The following is a 14,206-nucleotide window of genomic DNA, read 5'->3' as shown; positions in this document are numbered from 1 at the left end:
AAGATGCGCGCCAGACAAAAACGGAGCCCCGATGATCCTCACCGCCGCGCTTAATGCCCTCTACCGCCTACCCTCTCCGGAGTTCCGCTCAGTTCTGTGGAAATCGCTCGGCCTGACCCTGCTGGCACTGATCGCATTATGGGCGCTGGCACGGCAGTTCTTTTTCTGGCTGGCATGGCCGTGGTTTGAAAATATGCTGCCTGCCATGCCGGACTGGACAAGCTGGCTCGGCCTGTTTGCCGCGATTGCCGCCGGTTTTGTGCTGGCGCTGTTGCTCGCCTTTCTGATCGCACCGGTTACTGCATTGATTGCAGGTATGTTTCTTGATGATGTAGCTGAAATTATCGAGCGTGAGGATTACAGCAATGAACCGGCCGGCACTCCGATGCCGGTTGGCCGTTCCCTCGTCTATTCGCTCAAATTTCTGGTTGTGGTCATCCTCGGCAACTTATTCGCATTGCTGATGCTGTTGATACCGGGCGTTAATCTGATCGCCTTTTTCATCGTCAACGGTTATCTTCTCGGACGTGAGTTTTTTGAATTTGCAGCAATGCGCTATCGCGGTGAGGATGGTGCCAAAGCCTTCCGTGAAGAAAACCGGATTACAGTTTTTCTCGGTGGTCTGGTGATTGCCGGATTTATGGCGATACCGCTCATCAATTTGCTGACACCGCTCTTCGCCGCTGCCATGATGGTGCATCTGCATAAAGCCCTGAGCGGACAAAAGCCGCGCGTAATCAATAGTCACTGATCGGGAAATCTATGCGCATTGTCTGCCTGCACACTGCTGCCAGTAATATCGGTATTTTTGAGCAGGCAGCCAGCCGTCTCGCACTCCCTGCCGGACAATTGTACCATGTTGTGCAGTCCAATTTACTGGAGGAGGCTGAAAAGCACGGTAGCATCACACAAGCCATAAGCAGCCAGACATTGCGCATTATTACCGAACTGCTTGAGGATGCAGATGCTGTGCTTGTCACCTGTTCAACACTGGGCACCATAGCAGACGCAGCACAAAGCAGTTTCAATAAACCAGTCTTGCGGACAGACCGTGCCTTGGCAGAACAGGCTTTGGAGAGCGGCCTGTCACTGACTGTTTTATGTACAGCACCAACCACCTTGCAACCAACGACCGATCTGTTCCGTCAGGTCTTTGTTGATACTCCGATCACACCGGATATCCGACTTATTGACAAGGCATGGGATGTCTTCCGCTCCGGTGACAGCGCAACCTATAACCGGATGATCGCTGATGCAGCAGAAACCGCATACCAACAAGGGATGCAGCTGGTGGCATTGGCACAAACCTCTATGGCCGATGCCTCGGCACTAATCAGCCGTGAGCGCAAAATTCTGGATGCGCCAACGGCCGCATTACTGCGGATCACAGCAAAGATTTAATCCTCTATGCGCACCAAGGGCGCAGGAATAGCATTGGTTTTCTGTGCCGATTTGCAAATATCAGCGATCACGCAATTGACGCAATCCGGCGTGCGGGCCTTGCAGACATAGCGACCATGCAGGATCAGCCAGTGATGGGCATGCATCATAAATTCTGCTGGAATGATCTTAACCAGCTTGGCTTCGATCTCATCCGGCGTTTTGTAAGGCGCAAGACCGATCCGGTTGCCTATTCGCAGAATATGCGTATCCACCGCCATTGTCGGCTGACCAAAAGCCATATTGAGCACCACATTGGCGGTTTTGCGCCCCACCCCCGGCAAAGTCACCAGCGCATCACGGTCACCCGGCACTTCACCGCCGAAATTATCAATCAGCGCCTGAGACAATAAAATTGCGTTCTTCGCTTTATTGCGCCACAGGCCGATGGTGCGGATATACTCACCAACGACCTCTTCCCCCAGATCGACCATTTTTTGCGGTGTGTCAGCAATGGCAAACAAAGCCCGCGTTGCTTTATTCACACCCGCATCGGTTGCCTGCGCCGACAGCATCACCGCCACCAGCAGCGTGAAAGTGTTGACGTGCTCAAGCTCGCCTTTCGGCTCCGGACGCTGCACGGAAAACCGCCGGAAAATCTCATGGATTTCTGCCGGTGTGTAAAGCGTGCCGCTGACACGACGCTGAGATTTTGCGGGAATCTGGGTCTGGTTGTTCTGCATGGCATTTATATAGTAAGCTATAAGCAAGAAGCCTATCTGCAAGCTTGCCGCAGGCTGGAGTGCCGTGCTCTTTTTCGGGAGCACAAAACTTGCTCTAGCATTTTGTGCTCCCGAGCTTTTACCAACGATATGCGATCCCGAGAGTTATTGCCATGAATGCACCCTACCATCCGGACGGTGCTGATCCGGACGCCTATGGCGCACAGTTTTTCAAAGCGACCCTGCTTCCCTACCGCTCGCTTTCACCGCGCGGTTTTCAGATTATGATTTTAAGCCTGCTGCTGCTCTGGGCCTGTATCGGCATGGTTTTCATGCAGATCGGCGCATGGCCGGTGGTCGGGCTGTTCGGACTGGACATTGCCCTGATCTATCTGGCTTTCCGGCTTAATTATTATGCCGCCAGACAACGGGAAGAAATTACGGTTTCGCGCGAACAGTTGCTCATCAGACAAGTCTCCGCTTCAGGCCGTATTCGCGCATATCAGTTTAATCCTTTCCGCACACGGTTTCACATTACCCGCAAAGATGATATCGGCATTATCCAGATGCAGCTGCATAGTGACGGCAGAACGTTGGATATCGGCAGATTTTTGCCGCCCGATGACCGCGAGAGCTTTGCAAGTGCTTTTTCCAACGCCCTGACACGCAGCCGCCGCTGACGATCGGGTTAAATACCGGATGTTTTATGATTACGATTATCGGCTCGATTAATTTTGACCTCATCGCCCGCAGTCCGAAACTGCCGGAGCCCGGTGAAACGCTCACAGGCAGAAACTTCTCAACAGCCGCCGGCGGCAAAGGTGCCAATCAGGCACTCGCTGCCGCACGCGCCGGTGCATCCGTGCGTATGGTCGGTGCTGTTGGTGATGATTCTTTCGCTTCGCAGGCCGTTGCTCTGCTGCGTGCCGACGGCGTGGATCTGACCCGTGTCGCTACACGCGGCGATGCCACCGGTATTGCGCTCATCACTGTTGAAGACAGCGGTGAAAATACCATTATCGTTATTCCGGGCGCCAATGGTCTGGTGACGCAAGACGATGTAAACACTGCCGATCTGGATGGCGGCTATCTGCTGCTGCAAATGGAAATTCCGCTGCCGACGCTGGAAAAAGCCATCGCCGCATCCGAAACCAGTGACACAACCTGCATTCTCAATACCGCGCCTTGGCGCGATGATGCCGCAAGCCTGCTGCCGCGCGCCGATATTATTGTTGCCAATGAAACGGAATTTGATCTGGCCAGTGTCCAGCTCGAATTGTCCGGTGATGACCGTCAGGCCAGAATGATCGATTTTGCCGAACATTACGGCCGCACCATTATCGTAACGCTGGGTGCGCAAGGCATTATGGTTGCAACGCCGGACGAGCATTACAGCCTGCCTGCACTGGAAATCAAACCGGTGGATACAGTTGGTGCCGGTGACACATTCTGCGGCTATCTCGCAGCCGGTCTCGACAGCGGCCTGACTTTGCGTGATGCCTGCCAGCGCGCTGCAAAAGCCGCATCGCTCGCCTGCCTGAAAACCGGTGCTCAGCCTTCCATTCCTTACGCGGCAGAAGTCCAGTAAAATAAAAGGCCGGAGATTTCTCCGGCCTTTTTTATCGTCTCTATATTTAAAGCGTTGCGATACGCTCGGTCAGCAATGTGAAGAAACCTTCGTGGTCAACGTCGCGCATCACGATTGCATTTTTCGGGCGCTTGGTAACACCCCACCAGTCGATTACCGACATACCGAGGCAAAGTTCGGACGCGGTTTCAATCTCAACATTGCAATGACGGCCTGAATAGAGTTCCGGTTTCAGCAGATAGGCAATCACATTCGGATCATGCAGCGGTCCGCCGTCTGTGCCGTATTTCTCCTCATCAAAGCGCTCGAAAAACTCCAGCATTGCCACACAGGCATCCCCCACCTTGTTGCCAAGCGAGCGGAAAGCCTCAATACGTTTTGCGGTTGTCAGCGCCTTATGGGTAACATCCAGCGGCATCATCACAATCGGCACACCGGAGGCATAAACGACTTTTGCCGCTTCCGGATCCACATAGAAGTTGAACTCAGCGGTCGGCGTGATATTGCCGCCCTCAAAGAAACCGCCGCCCATCAGCACGATTTCCTGAATGCGCGAGGCAATTTCAGGAGCCTTATTCAGCGCCAGTGCAATATTGGTCAAAGGTCCGAGAACGCAAAGCGTGACTGTGCCCGCAGCTTCATGCAGCAAAGTCTCAATGATGAAATCCACACCATGTTGCTTGTGCAGTTTCATCACCGGCTCTGGCAGATCAGGACCATCAAGACCTGTACGGCCATGGACTTCCTCTGCAGTAACCAGCGGGCGAACCAGCGGCTTGGACGCGCCTGCAAAAACCTTTGTCTGCGGCTTGCCTGCCAGTTCAGCAATTTTCAGAGAATTATGCTGCGTCAGCGGCAAAGGCACATTACCGGCCACAGCAACAATACCCAGCACATCCAGCTCCGGACTTGCCAGAGCCAGCAGGATTGCCAATGCATCATCCTGCCCCGGATCTGTGTCGATAATAATTTTGCGGGCCATCAAAGCCATCCCTTTCATCAAAAAATCTGCGCATGGTGTCATGTAAACTCATGAGCTTTCAGGCGCACTATAAATGCAGTGAAATTATTTTCAGCACGAATCTTGAACGATAACGCACATATCAGCTGTTGCTCTTGAAGTGGAGCTTTTCTCAAGCCATATAAAGAACAGGAAAACGCCGCTACGGGTTTTCCCCAAACGGTCGCTCTTAAGGACTGAACAATGACCAGACTTACACCTTTCTCCAGCCCGCTGCTGCTGGGTTTCGATACGATGGAAAAAACGCTGGAACGGATTGCTAAATCCGGTGACGGCTATCCGCCATATAATATCGAAAGACTGCGCAGCTCTGCGCAGGATCAGGAACAACCGGTTCCTGAGAAATTGCGCATCACGCTTGCTGTTGCCGGTTTTTCTGATGACGATCTGGAAGTTACGACTGAAGATAACCAGCTGGTTATCCGCGGACGGCAGACTGATGAATCCGAGCGGGAATATCTGCATCGCGGCATTGCTGCACGTCAGTTTCAGCGTGTTTTTGTGCTGGCAGACGGTATGCGCGTGGTCAACGCGGAACTAAAAAACGGATTATTGTCGATTGATCTCGACAGACCGGAACCAGAACGCCTCGTCAAGCGTATTAGTATAAACGTGAAAGAGTGACCGTTCTCAGGATTATAAAAGAACTGTAAAGGGTTCATTGTTATAATCAGCTCCGTGGTTGCAGTTTTATCGGCTGATAAATGCAACTGCAAATGCTCTCGAAAGGCAGCGTCAATTTTGAGCTGCCAGGACAGGAGGCCTAAAATGACTGCTGACAAACACATTTTTACAGAATTCGAATTTGCCCATCTCGGCGAAGGTGAAATCGCCTATTTGCGCAAAGTTCGCTCCGAAGATTTGTCACGGCGCTTCCCTGCATTACCACCAATGGCGCCGGGCATGGAACTCTGGGCGCTCTTCGGCGCCAGCGGAACCCCAATCATGCTTTCCGATATGCGCGCCACAGCATTGGCCGGAGCACAGGAACATGAACTCCACACAGTGATGCTGCATTAAGCGCACCCTGCAAGTGAAACCGGTTAAACACATTACAACCCGCCTGTATCGCAGGCGGGTTTTGTTTTGTGCCCGCTTCATGAAAAATGCCGCGCTGCACAAGGCAAACACGGCATTTTAATTCCACTCAACCCTGCTTACTCAGCAGAATTATCAGCTTTTCAGGCCGCATTGGATGCAGGCGGTGCAATCAAAAACGAATGCAGAGCCTGCGCATCAACGGTGCCGCGCAATTTGGCAACCATATCCGGATCGCGCAGCAAACGCGCAATACGGGACAGTGCCTTCAGATGATCGGCGCCGGCATTTTCCGGTGCAAGCAACAGAAAGACCAGATCAACCGGCTGGTCATCCAGTGCTTCAAAATCCACCGGCTGCTCAAGACGCGCAAAAACACCGGTAATTTTACTGATATTCGGCAGTTTGCCATGTGGTATCGCGATGCCGTTGCCAACACCGGTAGACCCCAAACGCTCACGCTGAGTCACAGTTTCAAAAACTTCTCGCTCAGAAAGACCTGTGAGTTCAGCAGCCTTCTCAGCCAAGATCTGCAATAATTGCTTCTTGGAGCTTGCCTTCAGCGAAGGGATAATCGCCCCTGGCTGAATCAGATCGCTAAGATCCATTTTCTCCATTCCTTCTCTCATGCGGAGTAATCATCTCCGTAACCGGGAGGTGCAGTGATCTACTGCCCATTCAACAGATACTCAAGTCAAATTCGCGATTCTACTCACACTTTTCACGCATCAAATCCGTAACGCATTGATTTCAATCATAAATAAAAATTAAAAAAAGATTACAACACGCATTCACTGACGCCTGCTTCGCGGCATTCCGCTCAAGGTACACCAGTAACACAAAAATTCCTATCTCTAGATATCGTGAATAACAGCTGCAACCACGCAGAAGACAGGGCAGAAAACATTATTTGATTTTTTATATGTTATTTCAGTGAGTTAAAATATGAGAAAAATTTCAAGTTTTTTAGTTGATGTATAAATACATCCGAAAACGGGAGAGGTAACCCACTCATCACTTCAATATTCTGTTCCGGAAAAGCAAAACCCCGCTATCTGCGGATTCGCAAATAGCGGGGCCTGTCAGTTCAGCCTTAAACGCGGGCTGCCTGTGCGACTCTGGACGGATCAATCCAGCCAATATTGCCATCCGGACGACGATAGACAATGTTGACTTCTTCACTTCCTGCATTGCGGAAGACCAATACAGGATGCTCTGTCAGATCAAGCTCAACAACGGCAGATGCAACACTCAGCGTGCGCAGGGAAACGGATGATTCCGCGACGATCGTCGGCGCATAATCCTCAGGAAGATCATGATCTTCGTCGGGAGCCGGTTCCATCACGCTATAGGCGATATTCTGATGATTGTTGCGCGCTGACTGAACCAGAGAGCGGGACTTGAGGCGACGCATATAGCGGCGCATCCTTGTCTCCAGCTTTTCAGCCGCTGCGTCAAAAGAAAATTGCGGATCCTGCGCTTCTGCAGAAGACTGCAGAGTCGCTCCGGTATCCAGATGCAAAGTGCAATCCGTAGTAAAACGGGAACCTGATTTAACGACTGTAATTGTACCGGAAAAGCCACCTTCGTAATATTTGCTAACAGCATCACGGACACGGTCTTCAATTCTGATGCGGAAAGCATCACCGATGTCCATATGTTTACCCGAAACGCGGAGACTCATGTGGCAGTACCTCGCTGTCTATATTCGAACACCTCAATCTAACCACAAGCGAAGGCATTGCGCAAAGCGAACTGACATAAAATAAAATAAACTTTGCATGTGCCAAAAGAATATGCGGACAGCTCTTTGATTGACACAATCAGTCACTATATAAGCGCCTGTCGAAAATTCCGGTGAAATAAACGCCCGTCATCAAAATCATCAACGATTTCAAATAAATTCGGGAGCAGAAACTGCTCCCGGGATTCGCTGACTAGAGCGGTTTACATTCATGCTGGATCGCAATGCTCGCTCTAGATTCTTTAGTTTGTCGCATTATCCCGACGTCAAGTTAATCCAACTTGACTGTGAAATGCTCTAATAACGCTTTGCGTAAAATTTGAACTTACAGAGTAAACTGATCGCCCAGATACAATCTGCGTACGTCAGGATTGGCGACGATCTCTTTCGGACGGCCATGGGTCAGCACCTGTCCCGCGTGAATAATATAAGCGCGGTCAATCAGGCCGAGTGTTTCACGCACATTGTGGTCGGTAATCAAAACACCGATGCCGCGGCTGGTGAGGTGGCGCACAAGCTGCTGAATATCAGCGACCGCAATCGGATCCACACCGGCAAAAGGCTCATCCAGCAGCATAAAATTCGGGCGGGATGCCAGCGCACGGGCAATTTCGAGACGGCGGCGTTCACCACCCGACAGTGAAATCGCCTGCGCCTTGCGCAGATGCGTGATATGGAATTCTTCCAGCAGCGCATCCAGTTCAATAGCGCGCTTTTTGCGATCTTTTTCGACCACTTCCAGCACGGCCTTGATATTATCTTCAACCGACAGACCACGGAAAATCGAAGCTTCCTGCGGCAGATAACCGATGCCGAGCCGTGAACGGCGATACATCGGCATAGATGTCACATCAAAACCGTCAATCTCAATCGTACCGCTGTCGACCGGCACCAGACCGGTCACCATATAAAAGCAAGTGGTTTTACCGGCACCGTTCGGGCCCAGAATACCGACAGCCTCACCGGCACGCACACCAAAGGACACACCATTCACAACCTGACGGCCGCGATAGCTCTTGCTGATGCCTCTGGCAACCAGCGTTCCTTTAAGCCGTGACAATTCCTGAGGCGGACGCTGTCCTTCCGCACCGGCAGACTGCGCCTGCAAATTGCCCGCAGCATCGGCCGCGGCATTATCGGGAGCATGATCGGTTTGGGCGTTTAAAGAGGACAATAGAAATCCAGACCAGTTCTTAAAGCCGGTGCCTGCATTCAAAGCACAAGCAAAATTAAATTTATCAGCTCAGTTGCAGACCAGAACAGCTCTGATCTGCAATTTTTTACTCGGCTTTAGGAGACAGAATAATAGAAACGCGGCCGGACTGTCCTTTACAGCTTTCCAGATAGGCTTTACCTGTCTGGGTATTGGCTGTCAGCTTGCAACCGGTGGCAATATTATCACCATCAGACAGCACAACTTTCTGGCCGGTCAGTACCATTGTCTGCGCTTTGGCATCATAAGTGCCAGCATCGCCGGTTGCGACCTGTGTACCGGATTTCAGATAGACTTTTCCGTCCACTTCAATCTTCTCAATGCCGCCGGCATCCAGACCAGCGCCGCTCAGGCCACCAATACCGCCTTTGGCTTTATCAGCACCGGCTTTATCGCCGCCGTCTTTTGTCTTGCCGGTATGAACCTGCATACGACCGGCACGCAGGAGAATATCGCCCTGCTTGACCGAAACATTACCGGTGAGAATGATAATGCCCTCTTTGTCGCGCACTTCCATTTTACCGGCATCAATCGACACAGGTTCTTTGCTGTCAGATAATTTCAATCCGTCAAGGGGAACACCCTGCTGTGCCTGAGCACCTGAAAGGCTCAAAGGCAAAATCAGCAAACCGGACATGAAGAGGGCGGCGATCTGCTTCACGCCTGTCAGGCGCAGCGCAGACTTGCCCGAAACTGTATTCTGTGAGCCTGTTTTCAGCTCGCTGCCTGCCTGTTGCCGCATCATATTCATTCCCTCGAAAATCACCCTTGTTATAAATCGCAAGTTTGAGAATAAAACAACAAACTTCTGAATATATTCTTGCCGCCGGACCATAAGTCCGGCCGGAATATACGCAGTCTGCCAACACATCTATAACAGGCGTATTACTTATTGGTGTAAATCACTATCACACTCTGTTCAACGACGAAACAAAGACTGCTTTACGGGCGCAGCACAGGTGTTGCAATCAGCTGCCCTTTTTCGCTGCGGAGACGGTTTCCTTAACAGGCTCAATGGTCAGCTGAACCTGATCATCAAACACCATCACCTTGCCGTTTTCCTTAATAAGCATTTTATTCGCGCGGATATGTGCGTTTTTTGTGCGGATATCCACCGGCTTATCGGTCGACATCTCGCCACTCGACATATTCACATTGGCAGAGCCCAGTTTGGCTTCCATGCCATCGGTTGTCTTCACTGTGAACGCATTATCAAACTGCAAATGACCATTGTTGCTGTCATAGACGCCGGATGCCGCATCAATCTCGGCACTGTCTTTATCACCGACAGGCAATTGCGCTTTGATTCCTTCCAGCGCAACCACGCCGTTCTGTTTGGCATCCTGCACAGCGCGCTCGGCAACCATCGAAAACGGACGCTTATCTTTGGTGTAACCTTTAAGCTGCGGGCCGGTCATCACCAGCTTGCCACTTTCAGACGGATCAAGCTCAACTTTCACCGGTGAGGGAGGCGTAGCCAGAAATGTGTACCATGAGAAAACCGCAGCAACGCCGAGAGCAACAACCGGCAAAGCGGTTTTCAGAACGCGCACGCGCATGCTGTGTCTCTTCGCAGCGTGAAACACAGCGGTACTTTTATGTGACGCTCCGAAAACCATCTTATGGTCTGACACAGTCCAAAACTCCTGAAACCGGCAATTTGCCAGCTGCCTACACGTAAGGTATTAATATTTATCGGTGAAATGCACGACTATTCTGTATAGTGCGCTCAAATCGCTTTTTATTGTGGTATAAATGGGATGATACCGCGTCCAAAACAAGCTGCATTGCTACAGTTGTGCGTTCCGGAGGTTTAACTCAGATCACTTTTCAATGATATGAGGTTAAAAAACCTGATAATACCATGTTCAGGTCTTCCTCGGATATTATCCCCGCTTCCAAAATACATTCTGTTTATGCGACATATAAAGACATCATATAAGCCCAAGAACGGACATATCTCATGACTTATACTGCCGATGCAGTGCTTGAACGTCGTCGAATTCGCCGTAAGCTGACTTTCTGGCGTGCTGTCACTTTGCTGCTTGTTGCAGCAATGATACTCTTCGCTGCGCTTTACATCAACGGCAGCAAGTCTTCCCGCAATGTGCCTCACATTGCAAAAATTTCCATCACCGGCACCATTTATAACAATGAAGAGCTTTTGAAACGTCTCAAAGATGTCGCAGAGAGCGATATGGTGAAAGGCGTCATTCTGGATATCAGCTCCCCCGGCGGCACCACGACCGGCGGTGAAGTGATTTATGATGCCGTGCGCAAAATCGCTGATAAGAAACCGGTCGTCTCACAGGTCGGCACACTGGCAGCATCCGCAGGCTATATGATTGCCATCGCTTCAGACCATGTGATCGCCCATAAGACATCAATGATCGGTTCAATCGGCGTACTGTTTCAATATCCCGATATCAGCGCCTTGCTGGATAAAGTCGGCGTGAAATTTGAAACTATCAAATCCAGCCCGCTGAAGGCCGAGCCGAATTTCTTCTCTCCGGCCAGCGAAGAAGCCAAGGCCATGATCGATAACACAGTCAAAGATACTTATGACTGGTTTGTTGGCCTGGTTAAAGAACGCCGCCCGATGATTACAGCCGACAAGCTCCCTGCTTTGACCAATGGTTCGGTCTATACCGGCCGTCAGGCATTGCAGCATAAGCTGATTGACGCGATCGGCGATGAGGAAACCTCTGTTGCATGGCTTGAGACCAAAGGCATCGACAAAGAGCTGCCGGTTATCGAGTGGAAAGCTGAAAGCTCATCCTATAATGACCTGCTTTCCTCTGCTGCTATGAAATTATTGTTGCGGAACATGGGCTTGTCCGATCAGGCCGGTGCACTATTTGATGAACAGATCGGTCAGCGTATCTTCCTTGACGGCATGCTTTCAGTTTGGCACGGTAGCAACGGAGAAAAACCGCAATAATACCCGTAAAATGCGTTTAACATTAAAGATAATGCGTATTTTCAGATAGTTATGCTATGAAATATTAATAGCATAGGCATATTATTCATACTAAGCTGTCTCTGTTCCGACGGGGACAGCCCGCATACAGGTTCTGAGAGTATTCTTTTAGGGCGCATTCCCCGATCCTTATTAAAGGTGCGGGTCAGATGCGCAGTATATCAAAACCGGAAGCGCAGCGGTCCGTTTCAAACGGCCGGATTAAGCGCTAATATTGCAGAGAGGTCGAACGCAGTGATTAAATCTGAACTCGTGCAGATCATCGCCAGCCGCAATCCGCATCTTTTCCAGCGCGACGTGGAAAATATTGTCGGTGCAGTTTTCGATGAAATTACTGAAGCTCTGGCGGAAGGAAACCGCGTAGAGCTCCGTGGCTTCGGCGCCTTTTCCGTGAAAAACCGCCCTGCCCGCAACGGACGCAACCCGCGCACGGGCGAATCGGTCGATGTTGAAGAAAAATGGGTTCCGTTCTTCAAAACCGGCAAAGAACTGCGTGATCGCCTCAATAACGGCCACGATTAATCAATAATAGCTGCAGCGCATATACAAACGTCTTTATGCGCAACATGCGAGCGGTAATATAAAATCAGGCATTTCTGCTATCGGGCATATTTATGCCTGATAGCGCTTATATTTTATGCAGTGCAGCCCGAGAATTACGGATATTAAACATGACCAACCGTTTTCTGACACTTGTCATTGCCTTGCCGCTCGCAGTGATTTTAATTGTACTGTCGGTCGCCAATCGCAGTGCAGTCAGTGTGACGCTTGATCCGTTCAATCCCGGCAATCCTGCTCTGACCTATACAGCACCATTATTTCTCTGGGTGCTGGGGGCTTTTCTTGTTGGTATTGTTACCGGCGGCCTGCTGATCTGGTTCACACAGGGACGGCACCGCAAACTGGCACGCAAGCGTAAAGCAGAAGCCGATGCACTCCTGACCCGCGCCAAACAGGCGGAAGCCAAAAACCTGCCATCCGCATCTTCCCTGTCCTGATCTCGGCGCTGCATCCATACAGACCACATATATTATCAGGCTTTTTCATCAACTTCATACAGATCGGCGCTTGTCTCCCACCCTCATGCATGGGAACAATCTGTTGTTGTGAGAGCGCGTTTTGTGCGCCCGATCGGGCACACGGCGCTCTAAAGCATGTCGCGGAAAAACGGGCACCGGTTTTCCGATAGTGACATGCGTGAAAACAAGGAGATCGAGCGAGCGCAGTGGGTACAATTAAATGCGCTACGCTCTAGATTCTTTATTTGGTCGCATTATCACGGGCGTCAAGTTGATCCAACTTGACTGTGAAATGCTCTAATGAAAATAAATGTCCGTGCATTGCAGGAGACAATGGGCGGCATCATAAAAGGCCTGACAAATAATGCTTCATATTTCCGCTGCTGCCGTTGATGATCTGATGACCTGGCCGGAACTGGTCGATGCGCTGGACAGCGCCTTCCGTAACGGCATGATCCAGCCTGTGCGTCATCACCATCCGGTTGAACGCCCTGAGGGCAGTCCGTCCATGTTGTTGCTGATGCCTGCATGGTCAGATTTCCATAAACTTGAGCATCAGTCGCAAGGCTATATGGGTGTTAAAATCGTCACCGTGTCACCGGATAACGGCCTGATCGACAAACCTGCGGTTATGGGTGTTTACCTGCTGCTTGACGGCATTACCGGCGAACCAAAAGCTTTGATCGACGGTCAGAGCCTGACCCGCTGGCGCACGGCCGCGGCCTCCGCCCTTGCCGCCCGATATCTGGCACGGGAAGATGCATCGCGTCTTGTCATCATGGGTGCCGGAGCGGTTTCTTCCAATCTCGTCCGCGCCCATAGTTCTGTGCGTCCGATCACCGATATTGCGCTTTGCGTGCGCAATCCGAAACGGGCCGAAGCAACACTCAAAGAACTGCGTGATGAAGGCTATAATGCCTATATTGCTGAAGATCATATCGCAGCCATTCAGCAGGCAGATATTGTTGCCGCCGGCACTCTGGCAACCGAACCATTGATTCACGGGAAACATTTGCGTCCCGGCACTCATGTGGATCTGGTCGGTGCTTTCACGCCGGATATGCGTGAAAGCGATGACGAAGCCGTGCTGCGCTCCCGTGTTTTTGTCGACACCAAAGACGGTGCGCTGAAAGAAGGCGGCGATATTACCCAACCTCTGCGTGACGGCATTATCACACCGGATCATGTGCTCGGCGATCTGTTTGATCTGGCACGCGGAACAGTCAAAGGCCGCGTAAGCGATCAGGACATTACACTGTTCAAATCCGTTGGTGCAGCCATGGAAGACCTTGCCGCCGGTATTATGGTCTATGAAAAGAGCCTGAAACAACAGGGCTGATCCCGCCCGTTATTTTGCCCTGAAGAACCTCAGATATGGCGGCTTTTCAGGGCAAAGATGCATTTATAAGATATTTGCGCTTAAATTCAGCTTTCCCAAAAGGCTGCCATGCTCTACGAAACAGAAAATATTGCACCATCTGATGCTATAATATCTTCAATT

General features: G+C 50.9%; 17 protein-coding genes. 10 read left to right on the top strand and 7 right to left on the bottom strand.

Translation table 11 applies throughout. The annotated features are described in order from the left end of the window. Positions 1–31 precede the first annotated feature (31 nt). Together K1X45_RS11630 and K1X45_RS11625 are read left to right on the top strand one after the other, a co-directional pair. Complete coding sequence (locus K1X45_RS11630) at positions 32–751, top strand: sulfate transporter family protein (RefSeq protein WP_220158897.1); 720 nt, start codon at positions 32–34, stop codon at positions 749–751. An 11-nt stretch (positions 752–762) separates the two neighbouring features. Next, entirely contained in the window at positions 763–1,401 is a 639-nt protein-coding gene (locus K1X45_RS11625) for an aspartate/glutamate racemase family protein (protein ID WP_220158896.1), read from the top strand. On the opposite strand, the gene nth is transcribed toward K1X45_RS11625, so the two are convergent. Beyond that, positions 1,398–2,123 carry an endonuclease III gene (nth, locus tag K1X45_RS11620; RefSeq protein ID WP_220158895.1) on the bottom strand — a complete coding sequence of 242 codons (726 nt, stop codon included), beginning with the start codon at positions 2,121–2,123 and terminating at the stop codon, positions 1,398–1,400. The genes K1X45_RS11625 and nth overlap by 4 nt on opposite strands. A gap of 152 nt (positions 2,124–2,275) precedes the next feature. Here nth and K1X45_RS11615 point away from each other — a divergent pair, with 152 nt between their 5' ends. After that, positions 2,276–2,782 carry a DUF2244 domain-containing protein gene (locus tag K1X45_RS11615; RefSeq protein ID WP_116086327.1) on the top strand — a complete coding sequence of 169 codons (507 nt, stop codon included), beginning with the start codon at positions 2,276–2,278 and terminating at the stop codon, positions 2,780–2,782. Positions 2,783–2,808: 26 nt separating this feature from the next. After that, positions 2,809–3,690 carry a ribokinase gene (locus K1X45_RS11610; RefSeq protein ID WP_220158894.1) on the top strand — a complete coding sequence of 294 codons (882 nt, stop codon included), beginning with the start codon at positions 2,809–2,811 and terminating at the stop codon, positions 3,688–3,690. A gap of 46 nt (positions 3,691–3,736) precedes the next feature. On the opposite strand, the gene K1X45_RS11605 is transcribed toward K1X45_RS11610, so the two are convergent. Next, the gene (locus K1X45_RS11605; RefSeq protein ID WP_028233580.1) at positions 3,737–4,672 is read right to left on the bottom strand and encodes a nucleoside hydrolase; all 936 of its coding nucleotides are present in this window, start codon (positions 4,670–4,672) and stop codon (positions 3,737–3,739) included. A 222-nt stretch (positions 4,673–4,894) separates the two neighbouring features. Here K1X45_RS11605 and K1X45_RS11600 point away from each other — a divergent pair, with 222 nt between their 5' ends. Both K1X45_RS11600 and K1X45_RS11595 read left to right on the top strand, forming a co-directional pair. Next, a complete protein-coding gene (locus K1X45_RS11600) occupies positions 4,895–5,335 on the top strand; it encodes an Hsp20 family protein (RefSeq protein ID WP_022710706.1) in 441 nt (146 codons plus the stop codon). A gap of 144 nt (positions 5,336–5,479) precedes the next feature. After that, positions 5,480–5,731 carry a DUF1150 family protein gene (locus K1X45_RS11595; protein ID WP_075654091.1) on the top strand — a complete coding sequence of 84 codons (252 nt, stop codon included), beginning with the start codon at positions 5,480–5,482 and terminating at the stop codon, positions 5,729–5,731. Between the two features lie 161 nt (positions 5,732–5,892). On the opposite strand, the gene ptsN is transcribed toward K1X45_RS11595, so the two are convergent. From ptsN to lptC, 5 genes are all read right to left on the bottom strand, one after another. After that, positions 5,893–6,357, bottom strand: a complete 465-nt coding sequence (gene ptsN / locus K1X45_RS11590; RefSeq protein WP_028233579.1) for a PTS IIA-like nitrogen regulatory protein PtsN — start codon at positions 6,355–6,357, stop codon at positions 5,893–5,895. Between the two features lie 485 nt (positions 6,358–6,842). Next, positions 6,843–7,433: a ribosome hibernation-promoting factor, HPF/YfiA family gene (hpf, locus tag K1X45_RS11585; protein WP_075654090.1), complete on the bottom strand. Its 591-nt coding sequence runs from the start codon at positions 7,431–7,433 to the stop codon at positions 6,843–6,845. Positions 7,434–7,818: 385 nt separating this feature from the next. Then, a complete protein-coding gene (lptB, locus tag K1X45_RS11580) occupies positions 7,819–8,601 on the bottom strand; it encodes an LPS export ABC transporter ATP-binding protein (protein WP_051139016.1) in 783 nt (260 codons plus the stop codon). Positions 8,602–8,773: 172 nt separating this feature from the next. After that, entirely contained in the window at positions 8,774–9,343 is a 570-nt protein-coding gene (locus tag K1X45_RS11575; RefSeq protein ID WP_051139015.1) for an LptA/OstA family protein, read from the bottom strand. 331 nt (positions 9,344–9,674) lie between these two features. Beyond that, the gene (lptC, locus tag K1X45_RS11570; protein WP_116086323.1) at positions 9,675–10,325 is read right to left on the bottom strand and encodes an LPS export ABC transporter periplasmic protein LptC; all 651 of its coding nucleotides are present in this window, start codon (positions 10,323–10,325) and stop codon (positions 9,675–9,677) included. 344 nt (positions 10,326–10,669) lie between these two features. Between lptC and sppA the strand changes: the two genes are divergently transcribed. The 4 genes from sppA to K1X45_RS11550 all read left to right on the top strand — a co-directional run bounded on the left by sppA (position 10,670) and on the right by K1X45_RS11550 (position 14,044). Then, positions 10,670–11,647, top strand: a complete 978-nt coding sequence (gene sppA, locus K1X45_RS11565; protein WP_022710699.1) for a signal peptide peptidase SppA — start codon at positions 10,670–10,672, stop codon at positions 11,645–11,647. 273 nt (positions 11,648–11,920) lie between these two features. Then, a complete protein-coding gene (locus K1X45_RS11560; RefSeq protein WP_033315997.1) occupies positions 11,921–12,208 on the top strand; it encodes an integration host factor subunit beta in 288 nt (95 codons plus the stop codon). Positions 12,209–12,357: 149 nt separating this feature from the next. Further along, positions 12,358–12,684 (top strand): lipopolysaccharide assembly protein LapA domain-containing protein, encoded by a 327-nt coding sequence (locus K1X45_RS11555; RefSeq protein ID WP_022710697.1) that lies wholly within the window; start codon positions 12,358–12,360, stop codon positions 12,682–12,684. A 385-nt stretch (positions 12,685–13,069) separates the two neighbouring features. Then, positions 13,070–14,044 carry an ornithine cyclodeaminase family protein gene (locus K1X45_RS11550; protein ID WP_022710696.1) on the top strand — a complete coding sequence of 325 codons (975 nt, stop codon included), beginning with the start codon at positions 13,070–13,072 and terminating at the stop codon, positions 14,042–14,044. Positions 14,045–14,206: the final 162 nt, after the last annotated feature.

This window comes from Pseudochrobactrum sp. Wa41.01b-1 (genome assembly GCF_019464455.1).
GTDB lineage: Bacteria > Pseudomonadota > Alphaproteobacteria > Rhizobiales > Rhizobiaceae > Pseudochrobactrum > Pseudochrobactrum saccharolyticum.
Note: the sequence above shows the minus strand (reverse complement) of the source record. Positions and strands in the feature narration are given on the sequence as shown.